At 67.2% G+C, this 18,645-nt stretch carries 18 protein-coding genes; 5 read left to right on the forward strand and 13 right to left on the reverse strand.

The genetic code is table 11. The features are described from left to right. Window positions 1-44 precede the first annotated feature (44 nt). Entirely contained in the window at window positions 45-716 is a 672-nt protein-coding gene (locus A8G08_RS02840) for an AIM24 family protein (protein WP_068269839.1), read from the reverse strand. Between the two features lie 109 nt (window positions 717-825). On the opposite strand from A8G08_RS02840, the gene A8G08_RS02845 reads away from it, so the two are divergent. After that, window positions 826-1,320, forward strand: coding sequence for an SRPBCC family protein (locus A8G08_RS02845; protein ID WP_068269842.1), 495 nt, complete (start codon window positions 826-828; stop codon window positions 1,318-1,320). Here A8G08_RS02845 and A8G08_RS02850 read toward each other — a convergent pair. The 3 genes from A8G08_RS02850 to A8G08_RS02860 all read right to left on the reverse strand — a co-directional run bounded on the left by A8G08_RS02850 (window position 1,317) and on the right by A8G08_RS02860 (window position 3,704). Then, window positions 1,317-2,069: a YebC/PmpR family DNA-binding transcriptional regulator gene (locus A8G08_RS02850; RefSeq protein WP_068269845.1), complete on the reverse strand. Its 753-nt coding sequence runs from the start codon at window positions 2,067-2,069 to the stop codon at window positions 1,317-1,319. The two genes, A8G08_RS02845 and A8G08_RS02850, sit on opposite strands and share 4 nt — an antisense overlap. A gap of 109 nt (window positions 2,070-2,178) precedes the next feature. Continuing rightward, window positions 2,179-2,817, reverse strand: a complete 639-nt coding sequence (gene pdxT, locus A8G08_RS02855; protein WP_068269928.1) for a pyridoxal 5'-phosphate synthase glutaminase subunit PdxT — start codon at window positions 2,815-2,817, stop codon at window positions 2,179-2,181. Window positions 2,818-2,876: 59 nt separating this feature from the next. Next, window positions 2,877-3,704 carry an acyl-CoA thioesterase gene (locus tag A8G08_RS02860; protein ID WP_068269848.1) on the reverse strand — a complete coding sequence of 276 codons (828 nt, stop codon included), beginning with the start codon at window positions 3,702-3,704 and terminating at the stop codon, window positions 2,877-2,879. 89 nt (window positions 3,705-3,793) lie between these two features. Between A8G08_RS02860 and A8G08_RS02865 the strand changes: the two genes are divergently transcribed. Next, window positions 3,794-4,399 (forward strand): nucleoside/nucleotide kinase family protein, encoded by a 606-nt coding sequence (locus A8G08_RS02865; RefSeq protein WP_068269931.1) that lies wholly within the window; start codon window positions 3,794-3,796, stop codon window positions 4,397-4,399. A 92-nt stretch (window positions 4,400-4,491) separates the two neighbouring features. On the opposite strand, the gene pdxS is transcribed toward A8G08_RS02865, so the two are convergent. From pdxS to thrS, 7 genes are all read right to left on the reverse strand, one after another. After that, a complete protein-coding gene (pdxS, locus tag A8G08_RS02870; protein WP_068269934.1) occupies window positions 4,492-5,394 on the reverse strand; it encodes a pyridoxal 5'-phosphate synthase lyase subunit PdxS in 903 nt (300 codons plus the stop codon). 131 nt (window positions 5,395-5,525) lie between these two features. Next, window positions 5,526-6,554, reverse strand: coding sequence for an NUDIX hydrolase (locus A8G08_RS02875; RefSeq protein WP_068269851.1), 1,029 nt, complete (start codon window positions 6,552-6,554; stop codon window positions 5,526-5,528). Continuing rightward, window positions 6,554-7,678, reverse strand: a complete 1,125-nt coding sequence (locus tag A8G08_RS02880; RefSeq protein ID WP_068269854.1) for a glycosyltransferase family 4 protein — start codon at window positions 7,676-7,678, stop codon at window positions 6,554-6,556. The genes A8G08_RS02875 and A8G08_RS02880 overlap by 1 nt, the downstream gene beginning before the upstream one ends. Beyond that, window positions 7,675-8,607: a phosphatidylinositol mannoside acyltransferase gene (locus A8G08_RS02885; RefSeq protein ID WP_068269857.1), complete on the reverse strand. Its 933-nt coding sequence runs from the start codon at window positions 8,605-8,607 to the stop codon at window positions 7,675-7,677. The genes A8G08_RS02880 and A8G08_RS02885 overlap by 4 nt, the downstream gene beginning before the upstream one ends. Then, window positions 8,604-9,323, reverse strand: coding sequence for a phosphatidylinositol phosphate synthase (gene pgsA, locus A8G08_RS02890; RefSeq protein ID WP_068269937.1), 720 nt, complete (start codon window positions 9,321-9,323; stop codon window positions 8,604-8,606). The genes A8G08_RS02885 and pgsA overlap by 4 nt, the downstream gene beginning before the upstream one ends. Before the next feature lie 49 nt (window positions 9,324-9,372). Continuing rightward, a complete protein-coding gene (locus A8G08_RS02895; RefSeq protein WP_068269859.1) occupies window positions 9,373-9,909 on the reverse strand; it encodes an ATP adenylyltransferase in 537 nt (178 codons plus the stop codon). Further along, window positions 9,906-12,008 carry a threonine--tRNA ligase gene (gene thrS / locus A8G08_RS02900; RefSeq protein ID WP_068269861.1) on the reverse strand — a complete coding sequence of 701 codons (2,103 nt, stop codon included), beginning with the start codon at window positions 12,006-12,008 and terminating at the stop codon, window positions 9,906-9,908. The genes A8G08_RS02895 and thrS overlap by 4 nt, the downstream gene beginning before the upstream one ends. A 203-nt stretch (window positions 12,009-12,211) precedes the next feature. Here thrS and A8G08_RS02905 point away from each other — a divergent pair, with 203 nt between their 5' ends. From A8G08_RS02905 to A8G08_RS02915, 3 genes are read left to right on the forward strand one after another with little or no spacing between them, the layout of a single operon-like run. Beyond that, window positions 12,212-13,099, forward strand: coding sequence for a lysophospholipid acyltransferase family protein (locus tag A8G08_RS02905; protein WP_084435899.1), 888 nt, complete (start codon window positions 12,212-12,214; stop codon window positions 13,097-13,099). Further along, window positions 13,096-14,733: an AMP-binding protein gene (locus tag A8G08_RS02910; protein ID WP_068269864.1), complete on the forward strand. Its 1,638-nt coding sequence runs from the start codon at window positions 13,096-13,098 to the stop codon at window positions 14,731-14,733. The genes A8G08_RS02905 and A8G08_RS02910 overlap by 4 nt, the downstream gene beginning before the upstream one ends. Further along, window positions 14,734-16,098 (forward strand): alpha/beta hydrolase domain-containing protein, encoded by a 1,365-nt coding sequence (locus tag A8G08_RS02915; protein ID WP_068269867.1) that lies wholly within the window; start codon window positions 14,734-14,736, stop codon window positions 16,096-16,098. Here A8G08_RS02915 and A8G08_RS02920 read toward each other — a convergent pair. Together A8G08_RS02920 and A8G08_RS02925 are read right to left on the reverse strand one after the other, a co-directional pair. Continuing rightward, on the reverse strand, window positions 16,060-17,268 hold the full coding sequence (locus A8G08_RS02920; protein ID WP_068269870.1) for an alpha/beta hydrolase family protein: 1,209 nt from the start codon (window positions 17,266-17,268) through the stop codon (window positions 16,060-16,062). The two genes, A8G08_RS02915 and A8G08_RS02920, sit on opposite strands and share 39 nt — an antisense overlap. After that, the gene (locus tag A8G08_RS02925; protein WP_068269873.1) at window positions 17,261-18,634 is read right to left on the reverse strand and encodes a wax ester/triacylglycerol synthase domain-containing protein; all 1,374 of its coding nucleotides are present in this window, start codon (window positions 18,632-18,634) and stop codon (window positions 17,261-17,263) included. The genes A8G08_RS02920 and A8G08_RS02925 overlap by 8 nt, the downstream gene beginning before the upstream one ends. Window positions 18,635-18,645: the final 11 nt, after the last annotated feature.

An 18,645-nucleotide genomic window follows, 5' to 3' on the forward strand; every position in this document is an offset into this window, starting at 1 on the left:
GACGGAGACGAGACGGCCGCGCGACACGACCGCCCTGTGCGGGCCTATTGCTTCGGAAGCGGCGGGTGTCCCTCGGATGCCTGCACGACGACGAAGCCATTGCCGGTGAGCGCCAGTTGATACGCCTCGCCCGAGCCGCGACCGATCGCGGCGCCCATCTTCGCCGTCCGGCGCACACCGGATTTCAGCGAGGTCGACCACAGCACCGCGCTCTGAATGTCGACGAAGGTCGGCACGTCCACATTCAGCACGACCGGCGTGCCGTACACCGTGACCGCGAGAACGCCGCGGCCGCTGAAGGTGGTGTTGAACAGCCCGCCGCTCATCATCGAGGCGCCCTCGACCCGGTTGATGTCCCACTGCAACGAGCCCTGGAACGCCAGCACATTGGCGCCGCTCACGGTCACCGACTCGTCCTCGAGTTGGAGTAGGAAGACCTCGTCCGCATCACGGGCGAGGAACACGTCGCCACTGCCGGAGACCTTCATCAGCGACATGCCCTCGCCGGTGAACGCCTTCTTGAAGAACTTGCCGACGCCGCCGCTGCCCTCGTAGGAGAAGTCGACATCGCCCTGATAGGCGACCATCGAACCCTGCCAGGCATAAAAGTGTCCGCCGGCCCCACTCAGATCGACCTTGAGCATCCGGGAGTTCTGCAGTACGAACGCGCCTGGTGCACCGCTGCGTTCGGCATTCTGGAACAGGTCGCTGCGCATGGCGCGACCATATATCGGACACCACGACGGCGCGCCGCAAATCGGACACCCCGCCGGACGCGCTTGCCGGAAAGCACTCCGAATAACCGACCAGCGAGGAGAACTCGGCATGACCATCGCACCCGGCGGCAGTCTGGAGCCCACCGAGCACGGCCACGATCTGATCCTCACCCGGACGTACACCGCGCCGATCGAGGATGTGTGGGCCAGCATCACCGAATCGGAGCGCACCGCGCGCTGGTTCGGCCCCTTCAAGGGAGAGGCAAAACCGGGCGGAACCCTTCAGGTGCAGCTCGTGCAGGAGGACGAGCAACCCTGGGCCGAGTTCACCATCGACAGCTGCACGCCGCCGCGACACCTAGTCCTTCGTACGATCGACGAAAACGGCAGCTGGCATCTGGAAGTCACGCTGGACGAACACGACGGGACAACCGAGTTGGTGTTCACACACCACCTGGACGCGAGCGCGCCGGTCGGCGAGGTCGGGCCCGGGTGGGAGTTCTACCTGGATGCGCTCGGGGCGGCCCGCTCCGGCGCGGACCTCCCCGATTTCAACGACTACTACCCCGCCATGCGGGACTACTACGCGAACCTGGCGAACTAGGCGTCGAGTTCGGCCAGCACGTCGTCGGAGACGTCGACGTTCGAGTAGACGTTCTGCACGTCGTCGAGATCCTCGAGCGCGTCGATCAGCTTGAACACCTTGCGCGCGCCATCCGCATCGACCGCCACCGACACGGACGCCTGGAAGCTCGCCTCGGCCGAGTCGTAGTCGATGCCGGCATCCTGCAGCGACGTGCGCACCGCGATCAGGTCGGTCGGTTCGCTGACCACCTCGAAGCTCTCGCCGAGGTCGTTGACTTCCTCGGCGCCGGCCTCGAGCACGGCGAGCAGCACGTCGTCCTCGGACAGGCTGTTCTTCTCCAGCAGCACGACACCCTTGCGGCTGAACAGGTACGACACCGATCCCGGGTCGGCCATGTTCCCGCCGTTACGGGTCATCGCGGTACGAACCTCGCCGGCAGCGCGGTTGCGGTTGTCGGTGAGGCACTCGATGAGCACCGCGACGCCGTTCGGGCCGTAGCCCTCGTACATGATCGTCTGCCAGTCGGCGCCGCCGGCTTCCTCGCCGCCGCCGCGCTTACGGGCGCGCTCGATGTTGTCGTTGGGCACCGACGACTTCTTCGCCTTCTGAATGGCGTCGTAAAGAGTCGGATTTCCGGCCGGGTCACCACCGCCGGTACGCGCCGCCACCTCGATGTTCTTGATCAGCTTGGCAAACATCTTGCCGCGCTTGGCATCGATTACAGCCTTCTTGTGCTTGGTGGTGGCCCATTTGGAGTGGCCGCTCATTCGCCTCTTCCTTCGGTTTCGCCTCGCCGGACAACTTCACGAGTCTACTCGCCGCGATGAAGCCTGTTCCGGCAGGAATGGGGTCGGGCCGTAACCGGGCCCGTGCAGGTCAACCGGCCTGTCGCACGATCTCGACGAACATTTGGTGGAGCCGCTGATCCCCGGTGACCTCGGGGTGAAACGCCGTGGCCAGCACGTTGCCTTCCCGCACGGCCACGATCCGCCCGGCAGCAGGACCGCTCGGCACGGTCGCGAGTACCTGGACGTCCGGCCCGGCGCGCTCCACCCACGGTGCCCGAATGAACACCGCCCGGATCGGTCCGCCGTCCAGGCCCGCGATATCGAGGTCGGTCTCGAACGAGTCCACCTGGCGGCCGAATGCGTTGCGGCGCACCGTCATATCGATTCCGTCGAGGTGCTGCGCATCCGGGCGGGTGTCCAGCACCTCGGACGCGAGCATGATCATCCCGGCACAGGACCCGAAGGCCGGCATTCCGTCGCGCAGCCGCTTCCGGACCGGTTCGAGGAGGTCGAACACGACGAGCAGCCGACTCATCGTGGTGGACTCCCCGCCGGGGATCACCAGGCCGTCGACGCTGTCGAGTTCTTCGATGCGACGAACCGCCACGGGGGTGGCGCCGCACGACTGCAGCGCCGCGAAATGCTCGCGGAAGTCGCCTTGCAAGGCAAGCACGCCGATCCTCGGTCGGGCGGCACTGTCGGGCCGATCCGCTTCGGTACTCGGCAGGGCGGTCTCGCTCGGGCTCGTTTGCACCCAAGAAGGATACGGACCGCAGCGTCTTCGGCTCAGCTCGCGCCGTCCGTGCGCAGCAGCCGCTGCAGCCCCTCTTGAACCACGGCCGCCACCATCGCGCCGTCCTGGTTGTAGATCCGCCCCTGGGCGAGCGCACGGCCCATGCCCGCCGACGGTGACGTCTGGTCGTAGAGCAGCCATTCATCGGCACGGAACGGCCGCATGAACCACAGCGCGTGGTCGAGCGAGGCGACCTGGGTGTCGACGTTCGGATGGATCGCGTTGGCCGATCCGATCAGCGTCATGTCGCTCATGTAGGTCAGCGTGCACACGTGGAAGACGGGATCGTCGGGCAGCTCGCCGCGGTAGCGGAACCACACCTGCTGCTGAGAGGCGATGCCCCGGCGACGAGCCAACTGCTCGCCGGGAATGATCCGGATATCCCAGTCGTCCCAATGGCTCATCCATTCGCCACGGTCGGGTATCAGGTCGCGCGAGTCTGGCAGGTCCTCGGGCGGAACGACCTTCGGCATATCGTCCTGATGCTCGATCCCCACGTCACCGACATGGAACGAGGACGACATGGTGAAGATCGCCTTGCCGTCCTGCACGCCGGTGACCCTGCGGGTGACGAAGGACCGGCCGTCGCGGATCCGGTCGACGAGGTACACCGTCGGCGCATCGGGATTGCCTGGACGCAGGAAATAACCGTGCAGCGAATGCACCTGAAATTCCGGTGAAACGGTACGCACTGCCGCGACAAGCGCCTGACCGGCCACCTGACCACCGAACGTCCGCTGAAGGTGGGTCTTCACCACGGCTCCGCGGAAGATGTCCTTCTCGAGCCGCTCGACTGCCAGTGCCTCTTCGATCGTCGCCATTCGTCTCCTTAGGTGCAGGTCGAGGCTAACAATCTGCGGCGTGCTGCCGCGCCGATCCAACGTAAACACCCAGTCGGCAAGATGGATTGGTGCCGAACTTCACACCGACCACGGTCGACGGTCTCGTCGCATCGATCGCCGACCGGGCGCGCGCCTTCGAACACCGCGCCGTGCTCGCCGTCGAGGGTGCCGATGCCGCACACCCGGTGCCATTTGCCGAGAGAATCTGTGCGACTCTGCGCGCCGAAGGCCGGCCCGCCGCGGTGGTGGCGCTGGCCGACTTCATTCGCCCGGCGTCGGTGCGGCTGGAATACGGGCACACCGACGAACAGTCCTATCGCACAGCATGGTTCGACTACACGGCGTTGCAACGCGAGGTTGTCGATGGACTACGTGTGCGCGGGCGGTGGCTACCCCGACTGTGGGACGCGCGCACCGACCGCTCGCCACGCGCCGCGCTGCAGAGTGCCGGGCCCTCGGACGTGGTGATCGTGGCGGGCCCGATGCTGCGCGGACGGGGTCTTCGCTTCGACCTCACCGTCGCACTTGCGATGTCGGAACCCGCGCTGCGCCGCAACACCGCACCCGACGAACTGTGGACGGTAGCAGCCCTGATGCGGCATGAACGCGACGCCGAACCCGCAGATATTGCGGTGCGGTGGGATCATCCCGACCGCCCAGCGGTCCAGACCTAGGCGTTTGGCGCGCTTCCTGGGTGCAAAATGTGTTCGCGGGGACGAAATTTGGCCCCCGCGAACACATTTCGCTCGCGTTTGTTGGGTGCTGTTTACCAGCCGCGCTCGGCGAGCCGGTGCGGCTGCGGGATCTCGTCGACGTTGATGCCGACCATCGCCTCACCGAGTCCGCGCGAAACCTTCGCCAGGACGTCCGGGTCGTCGAAGAACGTGGTGGCCTTGACGATCGCGGCCGCACGCTCGGCGGGGTTGCCGGACTTGAAGATTCCGGATCCGACGAACACGCCCTCGGCGCCGAGCTGCATCATCATCGCGGCGTCGGCGGGGGTGGCGATGCCACCGGCGGTGAACAGCGTGACGGGGAGCTTCCCGGCCTCGGCCACCTCGCATACGAGGTCATACGGCGCCTGCAGTTCCTTGGCCGCGACGTAGAGCTCATCGGCGGGAAGCGAGGTGAGCCGCCGAATCTCGTCGCGGATCTTGCGCATGTGCATGGTCGCGTTCGAGACGTCACCGGTGCCGGCCTCGCCCTTCGAGCGAATCATCGCCGCACCCTCGGTGATGCGCCGCAGCGCCTCGCCCAGGTTGGTGGCGCCACACACGAACGGAACCGTGAACGGCCACTTGTCGATGTGGTTGGCGTAGTCGGCCGGCGTGAGGACCTCGGACTCGTCGATGTAGTCCACACCGAGGCTCTGCAGGACCTGCGCCTCGACGAAATGGCCGATCCGGGCCTTCGCCATAACCGGGATCGAGACCGCGCTGATGATGCCGTCGATCATGTCCGGGTCGCTCATCCGGGAGACGCCCCCCTGGGCACGAATATCGGCGGGCACGCGCTCGAGCGCCATGACGGCAACCGCGCCGGCATCCTCGGCGATCTTCGCCTGATCGGGGGTGACGACGTCCATGATCACGCCACCCTTGAGCATCTCGGCCATTCCGCGCTTCACGCGCGCCGTACCGGTGGTCTGGGTCGCTTCGGGCGTGCTCACTGCCAACTCCTGCTCGTTGCTCGGATTGTCAGCGCACCGGATCGGTGCGCAACGCATTGCCCCACGATTCTAGGCTGCACCCGCGTCCCGCCGCGTATCCAGTCGAGATCGAGTGGCCTGCGTCTCTCGCCTCAGCGGATCGAGCGGACCTCGGGTTCGGCACCGGCCGCGACCACCTGCCGGGCCTCGGACAGCAGGTCGGCGAGTTCGCGGGGATAGACCGTCTCGCCGAGCGCGTCGAGGGCCGCCAGGTCCTCGGCCGTGCACCACTTGTGGCCGGTGATGGCCTGGCGCTCGAGCTCGGTACGACCGCCGGTGTGGGGCTCGAAGGACGGGAGTTCGAGGGCGAAGAACAGCTCCTCGGACCGGATCAGTTCCCCGTTGAACGGGAACACCGCGATGCGGCGCCACATCGGGCCGCGCAACGCCGAATCCTCGATGATGCAGCCGGTTTCTTCGCGCAGCTCGCGCACCGCCGCGGCACGCAGGCTTTCCCCCGTCTCGACCGCGCCGCCCACGGTGAACCAGAACGTCACGTCCGGCACCACCGGGTCGTGGCCCTGCAGCAGCAACACGCGGCCGCGCTCGTCCAGCAGGACGACCCGCGCCGAGGTGCGGGTGGAATCGACGCTGAGCCCGGTATCTGCGGATGGCGCGGCGCGTTCGGCGATCTCGAAATACGTCGGCAGCGGCGCGGTTCCGCCCAGGTGCAGCAGGCGCACCGGGCGCCGCATCCGAAGCGCGAGGGTGTCGCGAACCGAGTCGTTGTGGAACCGGCGTGCGATCAGCACCCTGGCTTCGGCATCGGCGAGCTCGGCAACCAGCTGGGGGCGCAGCGTCTCGATATCGACACGCGAAAGTGCCGCGGACAGTTCGTTTTCCACGCTTTCGCGTTCGGCCCGGTTCGCGCGTTCGGCACGGCCCGCGAGCGCGACCAGGCGGCGGCTCTGATCGGTGTTGGCCACCGATGCCTCACCCGCGACGGTACGGGCCACCACAGCGCGGCGGGCGAGCGCGGCATCGAGCGCCTGCCAGGACAGGTCGGTGCGCACATGCAGCCGGTCGAGCCGATTCGCCGTGGAATACGCCAGGAACAGGGCGAAGACGACGATGGCGGCCAGGACCACCAGGATCAGAATGGTGAGCGCGGAGATCGTCATCAGCTGGCCGCCCGCACTCGCACGTCACCGACGGTGACCGTCTCGTACACCCGAAGGATCTGATCGGCCACGACCGGCCAGTCGTAGTCGCCGACCGCGCGCGAGGCCGCAGCCGTCAGCGATTCGCGCCGTGCGCTATCGGACAGAACCGTGTCGACTGCCTCGCCGAACCGGGCAGCGTCGCCGGTGGGAACGAGCAATCCGGCCGCGCCGTCCCGCAGCACCCGACGGAACGCATCGAGATCACTGGCGACAACGGCCGTGCCGGCCGCCATCGCCTCGACCAGCACGATGCCGAAGCTCTCGCCGCCGGTATTCGGTGCGCAGTACACGTCGGCGCTGCGCATGGCGGAGGCCTTCTCGGCGTCGCTGACCTGACCGAGGAAACGCAGATGCTTGGCGCAGGCGCCGGCTTCCCGGCGCAGCCGAGCCTCGTCCCCGCGGCCGACGACGAGCACCTCGAGGTCGGGGTGCCGCTCGACGAGGTGCGGCAGCGCCGCGAGCAGCACCGCCATGCCCTTGCGCGGTTCGTCGTAGCGGCCGAGGAACAGCACGGTGCCACCGGCACGCGGATACCCCGGCAACGGCGATGCGTTGCGGAACATCGGCACGTCCACTCCGTTCGGGATCTCCACCGCGTCGGAGCCGAGTGCCTCCACCTGCCACCGGCGCGCGAGCTCGCTCACCGCGATCCGGCCACTGATCTTCTCGTGGTATGGCCGCAGCACGCCCTGAAACGTGCTCAGCACAAGCGATTTCGTGGTCGAGGTGTGGAATGTCGCGACGATCGGGCCCTCCGCGATCTTGAGCGCGAGCATCGACAGGCTCGGCGCATTCGGCTCGTGGATGTGCAGCACGTCGAAATCGTTATCGGTGATCCAGCGCCGGATGCGGTTGTAGGCGGTGGGCCCGAAGGACAGCCGAGCCACCGAACCGTTGTAGGGAATCGCGACCGCGCGTCCCGCGGAGACGACGAAGTCGGGCAGTTCGGTGTTGTCGTCTGCGGGTGCGAGCACGCTCACCCTGTGACCCCGCTCGATCAGGACTGCCGCAAGTTCGGCGACATGCGCCTGTACACCGCCGGGAACGTCGAACGAATAGGGACACACCATGCCGATTCTCATGACGCGACCTCGCCCTCGCCGGAGAGCCGCGCCCGCCGCTCGTCGGAAAGGTCCGAGAACCACAGCGGCTGCAGCATGTGCCAGTCCTCGGGGTGCGCGGCAATGTTCTCGGCAAACACGTCCGCCAGCGCCTGCGTGGCCGCGTCGACACCCAGGGAGACGTCGATGTCCGGGTAGATGCTTGTCCCCCAGGCTTCACGGCCATTCTCGTCATGGGTGAACCAGGCATGCACGGGCAACAGTGCGGCGCCGGTCTCCATCGCCAATTTCGCGGGGCCGGCCGGCATCCTCGTCCGCTCGCCGAAAAAGTCCACCGGCACACCACGATTGGTGAGGTCGCGTTCGCCGAGCAGGCACACGATCTTGTTGTCCCGCAATCGGTCCGCGAGCTGACCGAACGGTGGTGCCTGACCTCCGGTGAGCGGAAATACCTCGAAGCCGAGTCCCTCGCGGTAGGCGACGAACCGCTCGAACAACGATTCGGGCTTCAGCCGTTCGGCGACGGTCGAGAAGCTGCCGTAGTTCTGCACCAGCCAGACGCCCGCCATATCCCAGTTGCCCGAATGCGGCAGCGCAAGCACGGCACCGCGCCCGCGCGCGAGGGCCGCGTCGAGGATGTCCACGTTGGCGACGGGATGGCGCCCCGAGAATCCGATAGACGCTGGGTCCATCGAGGGCAACCGGAACGCTTCGCGCCAGTACCTGGCGTACGAGCGCACCGATGCGGTGATCAGCTCCTCGGGAACCTCAGCTGGGGTGACGCCGAGGACACGGGCCAGATTGCGGCGCAACTGAATCGGGCCACCACCCCGCGCCCCGTAGTCGGCACTACGTTCGAAAACTTCCCGGGCAATGCCCTCGGGTACCGCGCGCACGAGGCGCCATCCACCGGCATAACCCAGGTCGGACAGGCGTTCGCGCAGGTTCACGGTGTCGGCTTCTCGTTCCCGGGTGACCCGTCCGCGTCCTGGCCACCGGTCAGGCCCTCTGGCACTGTGGGCGCCGCCATCGGGATCACGTCCCGGGCTCCCGGAGAGTTGCGCACCTGCAGCACCCGCTGGAACACCGTCACGATGCTGGCCGCAGCAAGCAGCCACATCGCCACGTACACCGCCCATTCCAGCCAGCCGATGTCCCAGTATCCGGCGATCCCGGTGAATCCGGCACCGACGAGCACGATGATCAGCCGGTCCGGCCGCTCGATCAGACCGCCGTCTGCGGACAGGCCGCTCGCTTCCGCGCGCGCCTTCGCATACGAGATCACCTGCGAGGTGACCAGGCAGATCAGGGTGGCGATCAGCAGCGACTTGCTGTTCTCGTGGTACACCGCCCACCAGGCGAGACCGGCGAAAATCGCGCCGTCGGCGACCCGGTCACAGGTCGCATCGAGTACTGCGCCGTATTTCGTGCCGCCGCCGCGCGCGCGGGCCATCGCCCCATCGAGCATGTCGAACATCACGAACAGCCAGATCACAATCGCGCCCCAGAACAGGTGGCCCGAAGGGAACAGTGTTACCGCGGCGGTGATGGACGCGACGGTCCCGATGACGGTCATCGCATTCGGCGTGAGGCCGGTGCCCACCAGAGCCCGGCCCATCGGCAGGGTGACCTTCTGGACCGCCTCCCGCCCGAAGAAGCTCAGCACCGCCACAACTCCCGTTCTCGTGCGATCGAATCAACCGCACTGTAACCGCTCACGAGTGCCATGCCGATGCGAGCAATGCCCGGGTCTCCCGCAACAGCTGCGGCATCGTCTTCACACCGCCGACGATCGTGATGAAGTTCGCGTCGCCGCCCCAGCGCGGGACAACGTGCAGGTGCAGATGTTCGGCGAGCGATCCGCCGGCCACGCCGCCCAGGTTGAGGCCCACGTTGAAGCCGTGTGGGCGAGAGACCTTCTTCATCACGACGATCGCCCGCTGCGCGAACGCCATCAGCTCGGCACTCTCCTCGAGGGTGAGATCTTCGAGTTCGGCGACACGCCGGTACGGCACGATCATCATGTGCCCGGGGTTGTACGGGTACAGATTCAGCACCGCGTACACCAGTTCGCCGCGTGCCACGACGAGACCGTCCTCGTCCGCCATCTTCGGGATGTCGGTGAACGGCTCACCTGTTGCGTCGGCGGGCTTCACTGCCTCGGCGATATAGGACATGCGGTGCGGCGTCCAGATCCGCTCGAGTCGGTCGGGATCCCCCGCGCCCCGGTCGACCAACTCGTCCTCGCTCATTCGGCCCCCACCGAATCGCCGGGAGCGGAGCCTGCGGAGCGACCAGTTTGCTCGGCGTCGGGGCGAAGGTTCTCGGCACTCGGCGAGGCATTTTCGCGTCGCTGCACCCAGCCGGAGATCAGCGCGACCGCCTCGGCAACCGGGACACCGTTGAGCTGCGTGCCGTCGCGGAACCGGAAGCTCACCGCGTCGGACTCCACGTCGCGCTCACCGGCGAGCAGCATGAACGGCACCTTGAGGGTGGTGTGCGTGCGGATCTTCTTCTGCATGCGGTCGTCGGTGACGTCGACTTCCGCACGCACGCCGGCCTTGCGCAACTGGCCGATCACGACGTCGAGGTGTGCAATGTGGTTCTCCGCCACCGGAATTCCGACCACCTGCACCGGCGCGAGCCAAGCCGGGAACGCGCCCGCATAGTGCTCGGTGAGCACGCCGAAGAAGCGCTCGATCGAGCCGAACAGCGCGCGATGGATCATCACCGGCTGATGCTTGGCACCATCGGAACCGGTGTACTCGAGCTCGAACCGCTCCGGCTGGTTGAAATCGAGCTGGATCGTCGACATCTGCCAGCTTCGACCCAGCGCGTCCTGCACCTGCACCGAGATCTTGGGGCCGTAGAACGCGGCGCCGCCCGGGTCCGGCACCAGCGTCAGACCCGAGGCCTCGGCGACCTCCGCGAGGGTGTTGGTCGCCTCCTCCCAGGTCGCGTCGTCGCCGACGTACTTGTCCGGGTTCTTGGTCGACAGTTCGAGGTGGTACTCGTCGAGCCCGTAGTCCTTGAGCAGGCCGAGCACGAAGTTCAGCGTGCGGGTGAGCTCATCCCGCATGCCCTCGCGCGTGGTGTAGATGTGTGCGTCGTCCTGCGTCATGCCGCGCACACGGGTGAGACCGTGTACGACACCGGACTTCTCGTAGCGGTACACCGAACCGAACTCGAACAGCCGTAGCGGCAGTTCCCGGTACGAACGCCCGCGGGTGCGGAAGATCAGGTTGTGCATCGGGCAGTTCATCGGCTTGAGGTAGTAGTCCTGGCCGGGCTTGCGTACCGTGCCGTCCTCGTTCAGTTCCTCGTCGATGTGCATTGCGGGGTACATGCCGTCGCGGTACCAGTCGAGGTGGCCGGAAACCTCGTACAGGTGCCCCTTCGTGATGTGGGGGGTATTGACGAACTCGTAGCCCTCGTCGACGTGCCGCTGACGCGAGTAGTTCTCCATCTCCTGGCGGATGATGCCACCCTTGGGATGGAAAACCGGCAGACCGGAGCCGAGTTCGTCGGGGAAACTGAACAGATCCAGCTCCAGGCCGAGCTTGCGGTGGTCGCGCTTCTCGGCCTCCTCGAGTAGCCGCATGTGCTCGTCGAGCGCCTCCTGCGACTCCCAGGCGGTGCCGTAGACGCGCTGCAGGTCCTCGCGGTTCTGGTCACCCCGCCAGTACGCGGCCGAGCTGCGGGTGAGCTTGAATGCCGGGATGTGCTTGGTGGTGGGGATATGCGGGCCGCGGCACAGGTCGCCCCACACCTTTTCGCCGGTCCTCGGATCGAGGTTGTCGTAGATGGTCAGCTCATTGCCGCCGACCTCCATCACCTCGGGATCGTCGATACCGGACTTGTCCGTGATCAGCTCGAGCTTGAACGGCTCGTTTGCCAGCTCGACCTGAGCCGACTCCACGTCGGTGACGCGCCGCGAAAAGCGTTGCGCGCCCTTGATGATCTGCTTCATCTTCTTCTCGAGGCGGGTCAGATCCTCGGGAGTGAACGGCTCGTCGACCCGGAAGTCGTAGTAGAAGCCGTCCTTGATCGGGGGCCCGATACCGAGCTTGGCGTTCGGGAACTCCTGCTGGACAGCCTGGGCGAGCACATGCGCGGCCGAGTGGCGGATCACGCTGCGCCCCGGCTCGGTGTTCGCGCCGATCGCGTCCACCTCGACGTCGGTCTCCGGGGTCCAGGACAGATCGCGCAACTGACCGTCGAGGTCTTGTACGACCACGATCGCGTCCGCGCCCTTGCCGGGGAGCCCGGCCTCGCGCACGGCCGCTCCCGCCGTCGTCCCGGCCGCCACTCGGACTCGCGCGAGTGGGGCAGTAGCGGCTGGCGTGGTCACGGCAGTGTGCTCCTCGGTTCGGGTAGGCGATGCTGGCCGTATCGGACACGTTCCGGCCGGGCTTCATGTTATCGGCCGCGTCTCACCGGGTATGCCAATGGCTAGAGCTGGGCATTTGTCCAGGTCACTGTGACGTAGCTCCGGTGGCCCAAAACAAGAACACGTTCTAATATTGAGCGGTCGGGATCACAATTGGGGGACCAATGAGCACAGTGCGAACCATCGAGCCCAACGCTGAAACGACCCAGCTGAAGGCCGCTGACCTGCCCGAGAGTGAGGGCGAGACCGGAGCCACCGCACCGGTCGCGGCGCCGGGAGGACGAGATCCGGAGTTCCTGGAACGCGTGTGGCCGCTGCTGAAGCTGGCGGTCAAGGGCTGGTTCCGGTCCGAAGTCGAGAACATCGAGAAGGTTCCCGCGGACGGCGGCGCCCTGATCGTGTCGAACCATTCCGGCGGTCTGCTCGCCATGGACGTCCCGGTAATCGCGGTCGCGTTCGCCGAACACTTCGGCATGGGCCGCCCGCTCTACACGCTCGCACACGACATGCTGTTCGTCGGTCCGCTGAAGCACGTGATGGAACGCGGCGGATTGGTGCCTGCCGATCGCGAGACGGCCGATCAGGTGCTGCGCTCGGGCGCCGTCACCATCGTGTTCCCCGGCGGCGATTTCGACGCCTTCCGCCCAACTTTCGAGGCCAACACGATCGACTTCGCCGGGCATACCGGTTACATCCGCACCGCGCTCAGGGCGGATGTGCCACTCGTCCCGGTCGTGAGCATCGGCGGCCAGGAGGTCCAGCTGTTCCTCACCCGCGGCGAGGGACTGATGGAGCGGCTGGGAATGGCGAAGCTGCTGCGCTCGAAGATCGCGCCGATCACCTTCGGCTTCCCGTTCGGCTTCTCCCTCGGCGTGCCGCCGAACTTCCCGCTGCCGGCCAAGATCCAGACACGCGTGCTCGATCCGATCGATATCCGCGCCGAGTTCGGTGAAGATCCCGATATCGCCGAGGTGGATCGCGTGGTCCGCGAGCGGATGCAGACCGCACTCAACGAGCTGGCCGCCAAGCGCCGGTTCCCGGTACTGGGATGAGTTCCGGCGCATCGGGCGTCGTCGCCCGGGTCGAGCGCCTCGTATGGCTGACGCGAACGCTCGTCGGTAGCGGCATGATCGCGCCGAGCACACCCGACAAGTACGTCCGCATGATCGGGCTACTTCGCCGCCAGGGCACCACTCCCCTGGCCGGCCTCAGCCTCGCCGCGATCCGCCGGCCCCAGGGACGAGCGATCGTCGACGAACGTGGCGAACTCACCTGGGCCGAGCTCGAACAACGCAGCGACGCGCTCGCCGCGGGCCTCGCCACGCTCGGGTCGACTCCACCGGCCACCGTCGCAATCCTGTGTCGCAACCACGCGGGCCTGGTCGAAACACTCGGCGCAGCAGGCAAACTCGGCGCCGACGCCCTGCTCCTCAACACCGGGTTCTCCGGTCCGCAGCTGTCCGCCGTGCTGCGGCGTGAATCGGCCGAGGTCATCGTCTACGACGAGGAGTTCGCGGGAATCGTCGAACAGGCGCGGGCCGACAACCCGGACCTCGTCGAACTCCTGGCGTGGACCGACGGCGACGCGAACACCCGGACCATCGACGCCCTCGTCGGCGCCAATCTCGGCGCACGCGCACAGAAGCCCGCTTCGCCCGGACGTATCGTGCTGCTCACCTCGGGCACGACCGGTACCCCCAAGGGCGCACGTCGATCCGGCAGCAGCGGCGGCGCCGCCTCGCTTGCCGCGATGCTCTCCCGGATCCCCTGGCGCGCCGAACAAACCACCGTGGTCGCCGCACCGATCTTCCACGCCTGGGGCTTCGGTCAGCTCGCGATCGCCGCGAGCATGGCCTGCACTGTGGTGATGCGTCGCAAGTTCGACCCGGTCGAGACGCTGCGGATGGTCGAGGACAACGACGCCACCGGACTCGCGCTTGTCCCGGTCATGCTGGAGCGGATCATGGAGTTGCCGGCCGAGGCGCTGGACCGATTCCGGCTCGGCTCACTGCGTTTCGTCACGATCAGTGGGTCCCGGATGCGCGCTGATGCGACGCTCGCGTTCATGGACCGCTTCGGCGATGTCGTCTACAACAGCTACAACGCCACCGAGGCCGGACTGATCAGCACCGCCACTCCGGCGGATTTGCGGGCCGCACCCGACACCGCGGGACGGCCACTCGACGGCACTACGGTCGTCATTCTGGACGACGAGCGCAACGAAGTACCTGTCGGCGGGATCGGCGCGATCGCGGTGCACAGTGAGTCGCAGTTCGAGGGTTACACCTCCGGCGATACCAAGGCCTTCCACGAGAACTACATGCTGTCGGGCGATCTCGGCCGCCTCGATGACAATGGTCGGCTCTACGTCGTGGGCCGCGATGACGACATGATCGTTTCCGGCGGCGAGAACGTGTACCCGCTCGAGGTCGAACAGACCCTCGACGCGCACCCGGCAGTCCTCGAGGCAGCGGTGATCGGCGTGGACGACGAGAAGTTCGGTCAGCGCCTCACCGCGTTCGTCGTCCTGCGCCCGGGGCACGAGGTTTCCGAGGAAGACCTGAAGTCCCACATCAAGGAACAACTCGCCGGATACAAGGTGCCGCGCGAGGTTGCATTCCTGAACGCATTGCCGCGCAACGCAACCGGCAAGGTGGTCAAGCGCGAACTCATCCAGGAGGGCTAGTTGACGAAACCGACCGTGTTCGAGGAATTGACCGGCGGCAAGGGAGCAAGCCTGCTCGCCGCCAACCCCGGACCGGACCTCGCGACGGCGGGCTACCGGGAGACCGAATACCGGGTCTCCGGATCGGCAACCTGCTACCGCGCCGATGACCTGCCGGTCGACGGTCGTTTCGTGATCTCCCCCGCCTCCGAGGAGGCGTTTTCCACTCGGCTGCTGGTGCGGCGTCCGGTCGACCCCGCCACGTTCAACGGCACGGTCGTCGTCGAATGGTTCAACGTCAGTAGCGGTTCGGACGCCGGGCCGGACTACACGTACCTGTACGCCGAACTCCTCCGCCGCGGTTACGCATGGGCGGGCGTCTCCGCGCAACTGATCGGCGTCGAGGGCGGTCGCGCCCTCGTGTCCACGCCGAATGCGGCGGGCAGCGGGCTCAAGCAGGTCGACCCGGATCGCTATGGCACGCTCAGCCACCCAGGTGACGAGTTCGCCTACGACATCTTCACCTCGATCGGGCGGGCACTCGGGTCCGGCGCGGACGACGATCCGCTCGGCGGCCTGAAGGTCGAACGCCGCCTTGCGGTCGGCGAATCGCAGTCGGCGTTCGCGATGTCCACATACGTCAATGCGGTCGCCCCAATCTCCGGTGTGTTCGACGGGTTCCTGATTCACAGCCGCGCCGGCGGCGTCGCGCCGATCGGTGAGATCGGGACGGATGTCGACCTGGCCCGCGCGAAGGCGGGCCCACCGACCCGGATCCGCGACGACCTGAGTGCCCCGGTGATCGTGGTGCAGACCGAGACCGACCTATTCGAGGATCTCGCGTACTACCCTGCACGGCAACCGGATTCGGACTTCTTCCGGCTGTGGGAGATCGCGGGCACCGCCCATGCGGACCGATACCAGATCGGCGACCTCGAGGAGTTCCTCGGTTGCCCACAGCGCGTCAATCGCGGCCAGCAGACCTACGTCCTGCGCGCGGCGCTGCGCCACCTGGATGCGTGGTCGCGGGGTGGCTCCGCCGCACCGTCCGCGGATCGGCTGAGCACCCGGGAGACCGATGGCGTCGTCGAGTTCGCCCCCGACGCGAACGGCAATACCGAGGGCGGCATCCGCACTCCCGCCGTCGATGCGCCGGTAAGCGTGCTGTCCGGCTTCGGCCCGGCGGACTCCTCGCGAATCTGCCGCCTGTTCGGCACGACGACACCGCTGGACGGGTCGGTACTCCGCGCGCTCTACTCCTCGCGCGCGGACTACCTCGACCGCTACCGGGCCGCAGCGGAAGCCGCGATCACCGCCGGCTATGTGCTCGCCGAAGACCGCGAAGCGCTACTTGCCGAGGCCGAACCGGACCTCATCCCCGACTGAATCGACCTCGCTTCCGACATCGACGATGAACTCATCGAGCACCGCGCGGGTGTCATGGGACAGGATCGTGCCGACGTGACCGCCCGGATGCCAATGCACCCGGCCGCCCCACCGCTCGTGCAGCCGCGCCGCCAACTGCGGTGAGGTCACCCGGTCGTTCGCAGCCGCGATGATCCAACGGCGCGACTCCGGCACGAGGGGCATGGTCGTCGTCGCGTCGATTGCGGTGTTCGCGAGCCGGATCGGTTCGGCGCGCAGCAGATCCGCCAGTCGCGAGCCCCGCGCGCCGGCGCGCGAAAGGTGATGCGCCAGCGTCTCGTGCAGATCGAGCATCGGCACCACCAGACCGACGCCGCTCACCGAAGGCTCCAGGGCAGCGCTGAGCGCCGCCACGGGCGCGCCGAGGGAAAGCCCGATCACCGAGATCGATCGTGCCCCTTGATCAGCGACCCAACGCAGCACGGCACGCACGTCCGACACCGCACGCAGCGTCGTCGCGATGTTCTCCAAGGGATCGAAACCCGGGTACGGACGCCCACGGGTGCGCCGCATCCCGTGCCGCGGCAGGACCGGCAGCGCAACGTTAACGCCGAACTCCTCGTGCAGGTGCTGTGCCCGCAGCGAGATCAGATCGTCGGGTCGACCCTGCCCTGCACCGTGCAGCCAGACGACCCAATCCCGATCCTCGTCGGGCCTACCGACAAGCCGCAATGTCGCGGTTTCCGGTTTCGCGTACCCGGCCCGCTCGAGCACCTCGGGGAGTCGGGGTGAGCTCTGAAAGCTCATGCGCTCGAAGCGAATACCGCCGAGCATCCGCTTGACCTTGGTGTGCCGCTCCAGTGGAAGCGGCTCCCGGTTGGCCCCCTCGACACCAAGCGCGGCCAACTCGTCGGCTGCGGCAGCGCACCGATCGACGGCAGCTGCCAGCTCGCGTTCGTCGGGCACGCGCCGCACGAACGAGCTTGCGGCGATGAAGAATTCATCGAGTGCGGTCTCACCGAACGGGCGCAACGCCAGCGAACTCGGCGGCACACCATCGCCGCCATCTCGGCGGCTCGCGGTGATCACGCTCGACACCGAACGGGGCAGCACGAGCGCGAGCAGGCCGATCCGGCTGGCGATCAACTCCGCCGATTCCGCACAGCCGCGCACGCGGAAGAACTCAGCCATACGCCGGCTCCGCCGCGGGGGCGGTGGCAGACAGTTCGTTCAGCGCCTGCTCGAGATAGCCGGCGAAACGCTGTGGGTTCGGCAGAGATTCGGGGGTGGCCACGATGCCCACCGACAGCCTGCCCGCGTAGCTGTACGCGGTCAGGTTGACGTCGGCAGGCGCGACCGCCACCGCGAACGAGATCCACTCGACCAGCTCGACATCACCGATCCAGCGGGTCCTGGAGGGACCAGCGACATTCGCGGTAGTGATGTTGTTGACCACGCGCGGCAGTCGGTCGGCGAGCAGCGCGCGCAGTTTGGGCGCGATGCGCGCGGTGTAGGTCGTTGCACGTTCGGTGAGGTCGAAACCGAGCCGCCGGCGCAGGTGAACTGCCTGATCGCAACTGCGCGCGGTCGCCTGCAGGCGAAGCGCCGGATCGGCGAAGTCGGTGCGCAGGAAGACGCTGGCGGTGGCGATCGCGTTTCCCCACCGGCGCTTGGACTTCAGGTCGGCGGCGACACCGAAAGTCGCGACCGAGGGCACATCCGGCGATTCGCCGCGGGCGATCAGTTCCGCACGCATCGCACCGGCCACGACTGTGTGCAGCACACCGTTGATCTTCACCCCGGTGCGTGCGGCCACCTCCTGCATGGCGCCGAAATCCAAGGACGTCGAGACACAGACTCGGTCAGGCCCGCTCGGGGTGTTGAAGCTTGTCCGCCGGGCACCGAGCCGGGCAGGCAGATCGGCACTGCGACCGACCTCGGATGCCGCAATTCGGCTTCGCCCGATTTCGCGCGCCAAACCAGCGAGCCCGCGCAGGGAGCGCGCCGAATCCACGGCCGCGGTCCGGCGCATCGCGCGGTCCTCGACGGCGACAGGGATGCGCGGGGTGCAGGGCGTCGCCGTGGCACCGGGCTCGGCCGCAGTCGCGGCGATCATCGTGTTGAGTGCGGCCAGTCCATCGCAGATCGCGTGATGAACGCGGACGACCACCGCCTGCCGGCCCCCACCCAGGCCGTGCACCAGCGTCATCGCCCACAGCGGACGACGGCGGTCGAGCTGCGCCTCGGCCAGTCGGGCGCACAGGTCATCGAGGTCGTCCCCGTGGAGCAGGGTCACCTCATCGAGATGATTGGGCAGATCGAACTCGGGATCGTCCACCCAGAACGGACGCGCACCGAAGCCGCGCACCGCAGCCACGCGTTGCGTCGTGCGCGGGACGAGTCCCAGATAGGGCTCGATTGCAGTCGTCAGTTCATCCAGTGTGATCGCCCGGCCGCGCCGGGACGAGTCGAGCACTGCGATCTTCAACGTGTGCATCGGCGTATTGGCGTCTTCCATATGCAGGAAGAGCGCCTCCGACCCAGTGAACCGCTCCATTGTTGAAACCT

Origin of the sequence: Aldersonia kunmingensis (assembly GCF_001646865.1) — a bacterium.
Taxonomy (GTDB): Bacteria; Actinomycetota; Actinomycetes; order Mycobacteriales; family Mycobacteriaceae; genus Aldersonia; species Aldersonia kunmingensis.

Excerpts from the sequence above, each read along its gene's own strand:
- A8G08_RS02920 (WP_068269870.1), bottom strand. The coding sequence starts at position 17,268 with ATGGCTGAGTTCTTCCGCGTGCGCGGCTGTGCGGAATCGGCGGAGTTG.
- A8G08_RS02860 (WP_068269848.1), bottom strand. The coding sequence starts at position 3,704 with ATGGCGACGATCGAAGAGGCACTGGCAGTCGAGCGGCTCGAGAAGGAC.
- A8G08_RS02850 (WP_068269845.1), bottom strand. The coding sequence starts at position 2,069 with ATGAGCGGCCACTCCAAATGGGCCACCACCAAGCACAAGAAGGCTGTA.
- A8G08_RS02925 (WP_068269873.1), bottom strand. The coding sequence starts at position 18,634 with ATGGAGCGGTTCACTGGGTCGGAGGCGCTCTTCCTGCATATGGAAGAC.
- A8G08_RS02880 (WP_068269854.1), bottom strand. The coding sequence starts at position 7,678 with ATGAGAATCGGCATGGTGTGTCCCTATTCGTTCGACGTTCCCGGCGGT.
- A8G08_RS02840 (WP_068269839.1), bottom strand. The coding sequence starts at position 716 with ATGCGCAGCGACCTGTTCCAGAATGCCGAACGCAGCGGTGCACCAGGC.
- A8G08_RS02910 (WP_068269864.1), top strand. The coding sequence starts at position 13,096 with ATGAGTTCCGGCGCATCGGGCGTCGTCGCCCGGGTCGAGCGCCTCGTA.
- A8G08_RS02895 (WP_068269859.1), bottom strand. The coding sequence starts at position 9,909 with ATGAGCGAGGACGAGTTGGTCGACCGGGGCGCGGGGGATCCCGACCGA.
- A8G08_RS02875 (WP_068269851.1), bottom strand. The coding sequence starts at position 6,554 with ATGACGATCTCCGCGCTCACCATTCTGATCCTGGTGGTCCTGGCCGCC.
- A8G08_RS02905 (WP_084435899.1), top strand. The coding sequence starts at position 12,212 with ATGAGCACAGTGCGAACCATCGAGCCCAACGCTGAAACGACCCAGCTG.
- A8G08_RS02845 (WP_068269842.1), top strand. The coding sequence starts at position 826 with ATGACCATCGCACCCGGCGGCAGTCTGGAGCCCACCGAGCACGGCCAC.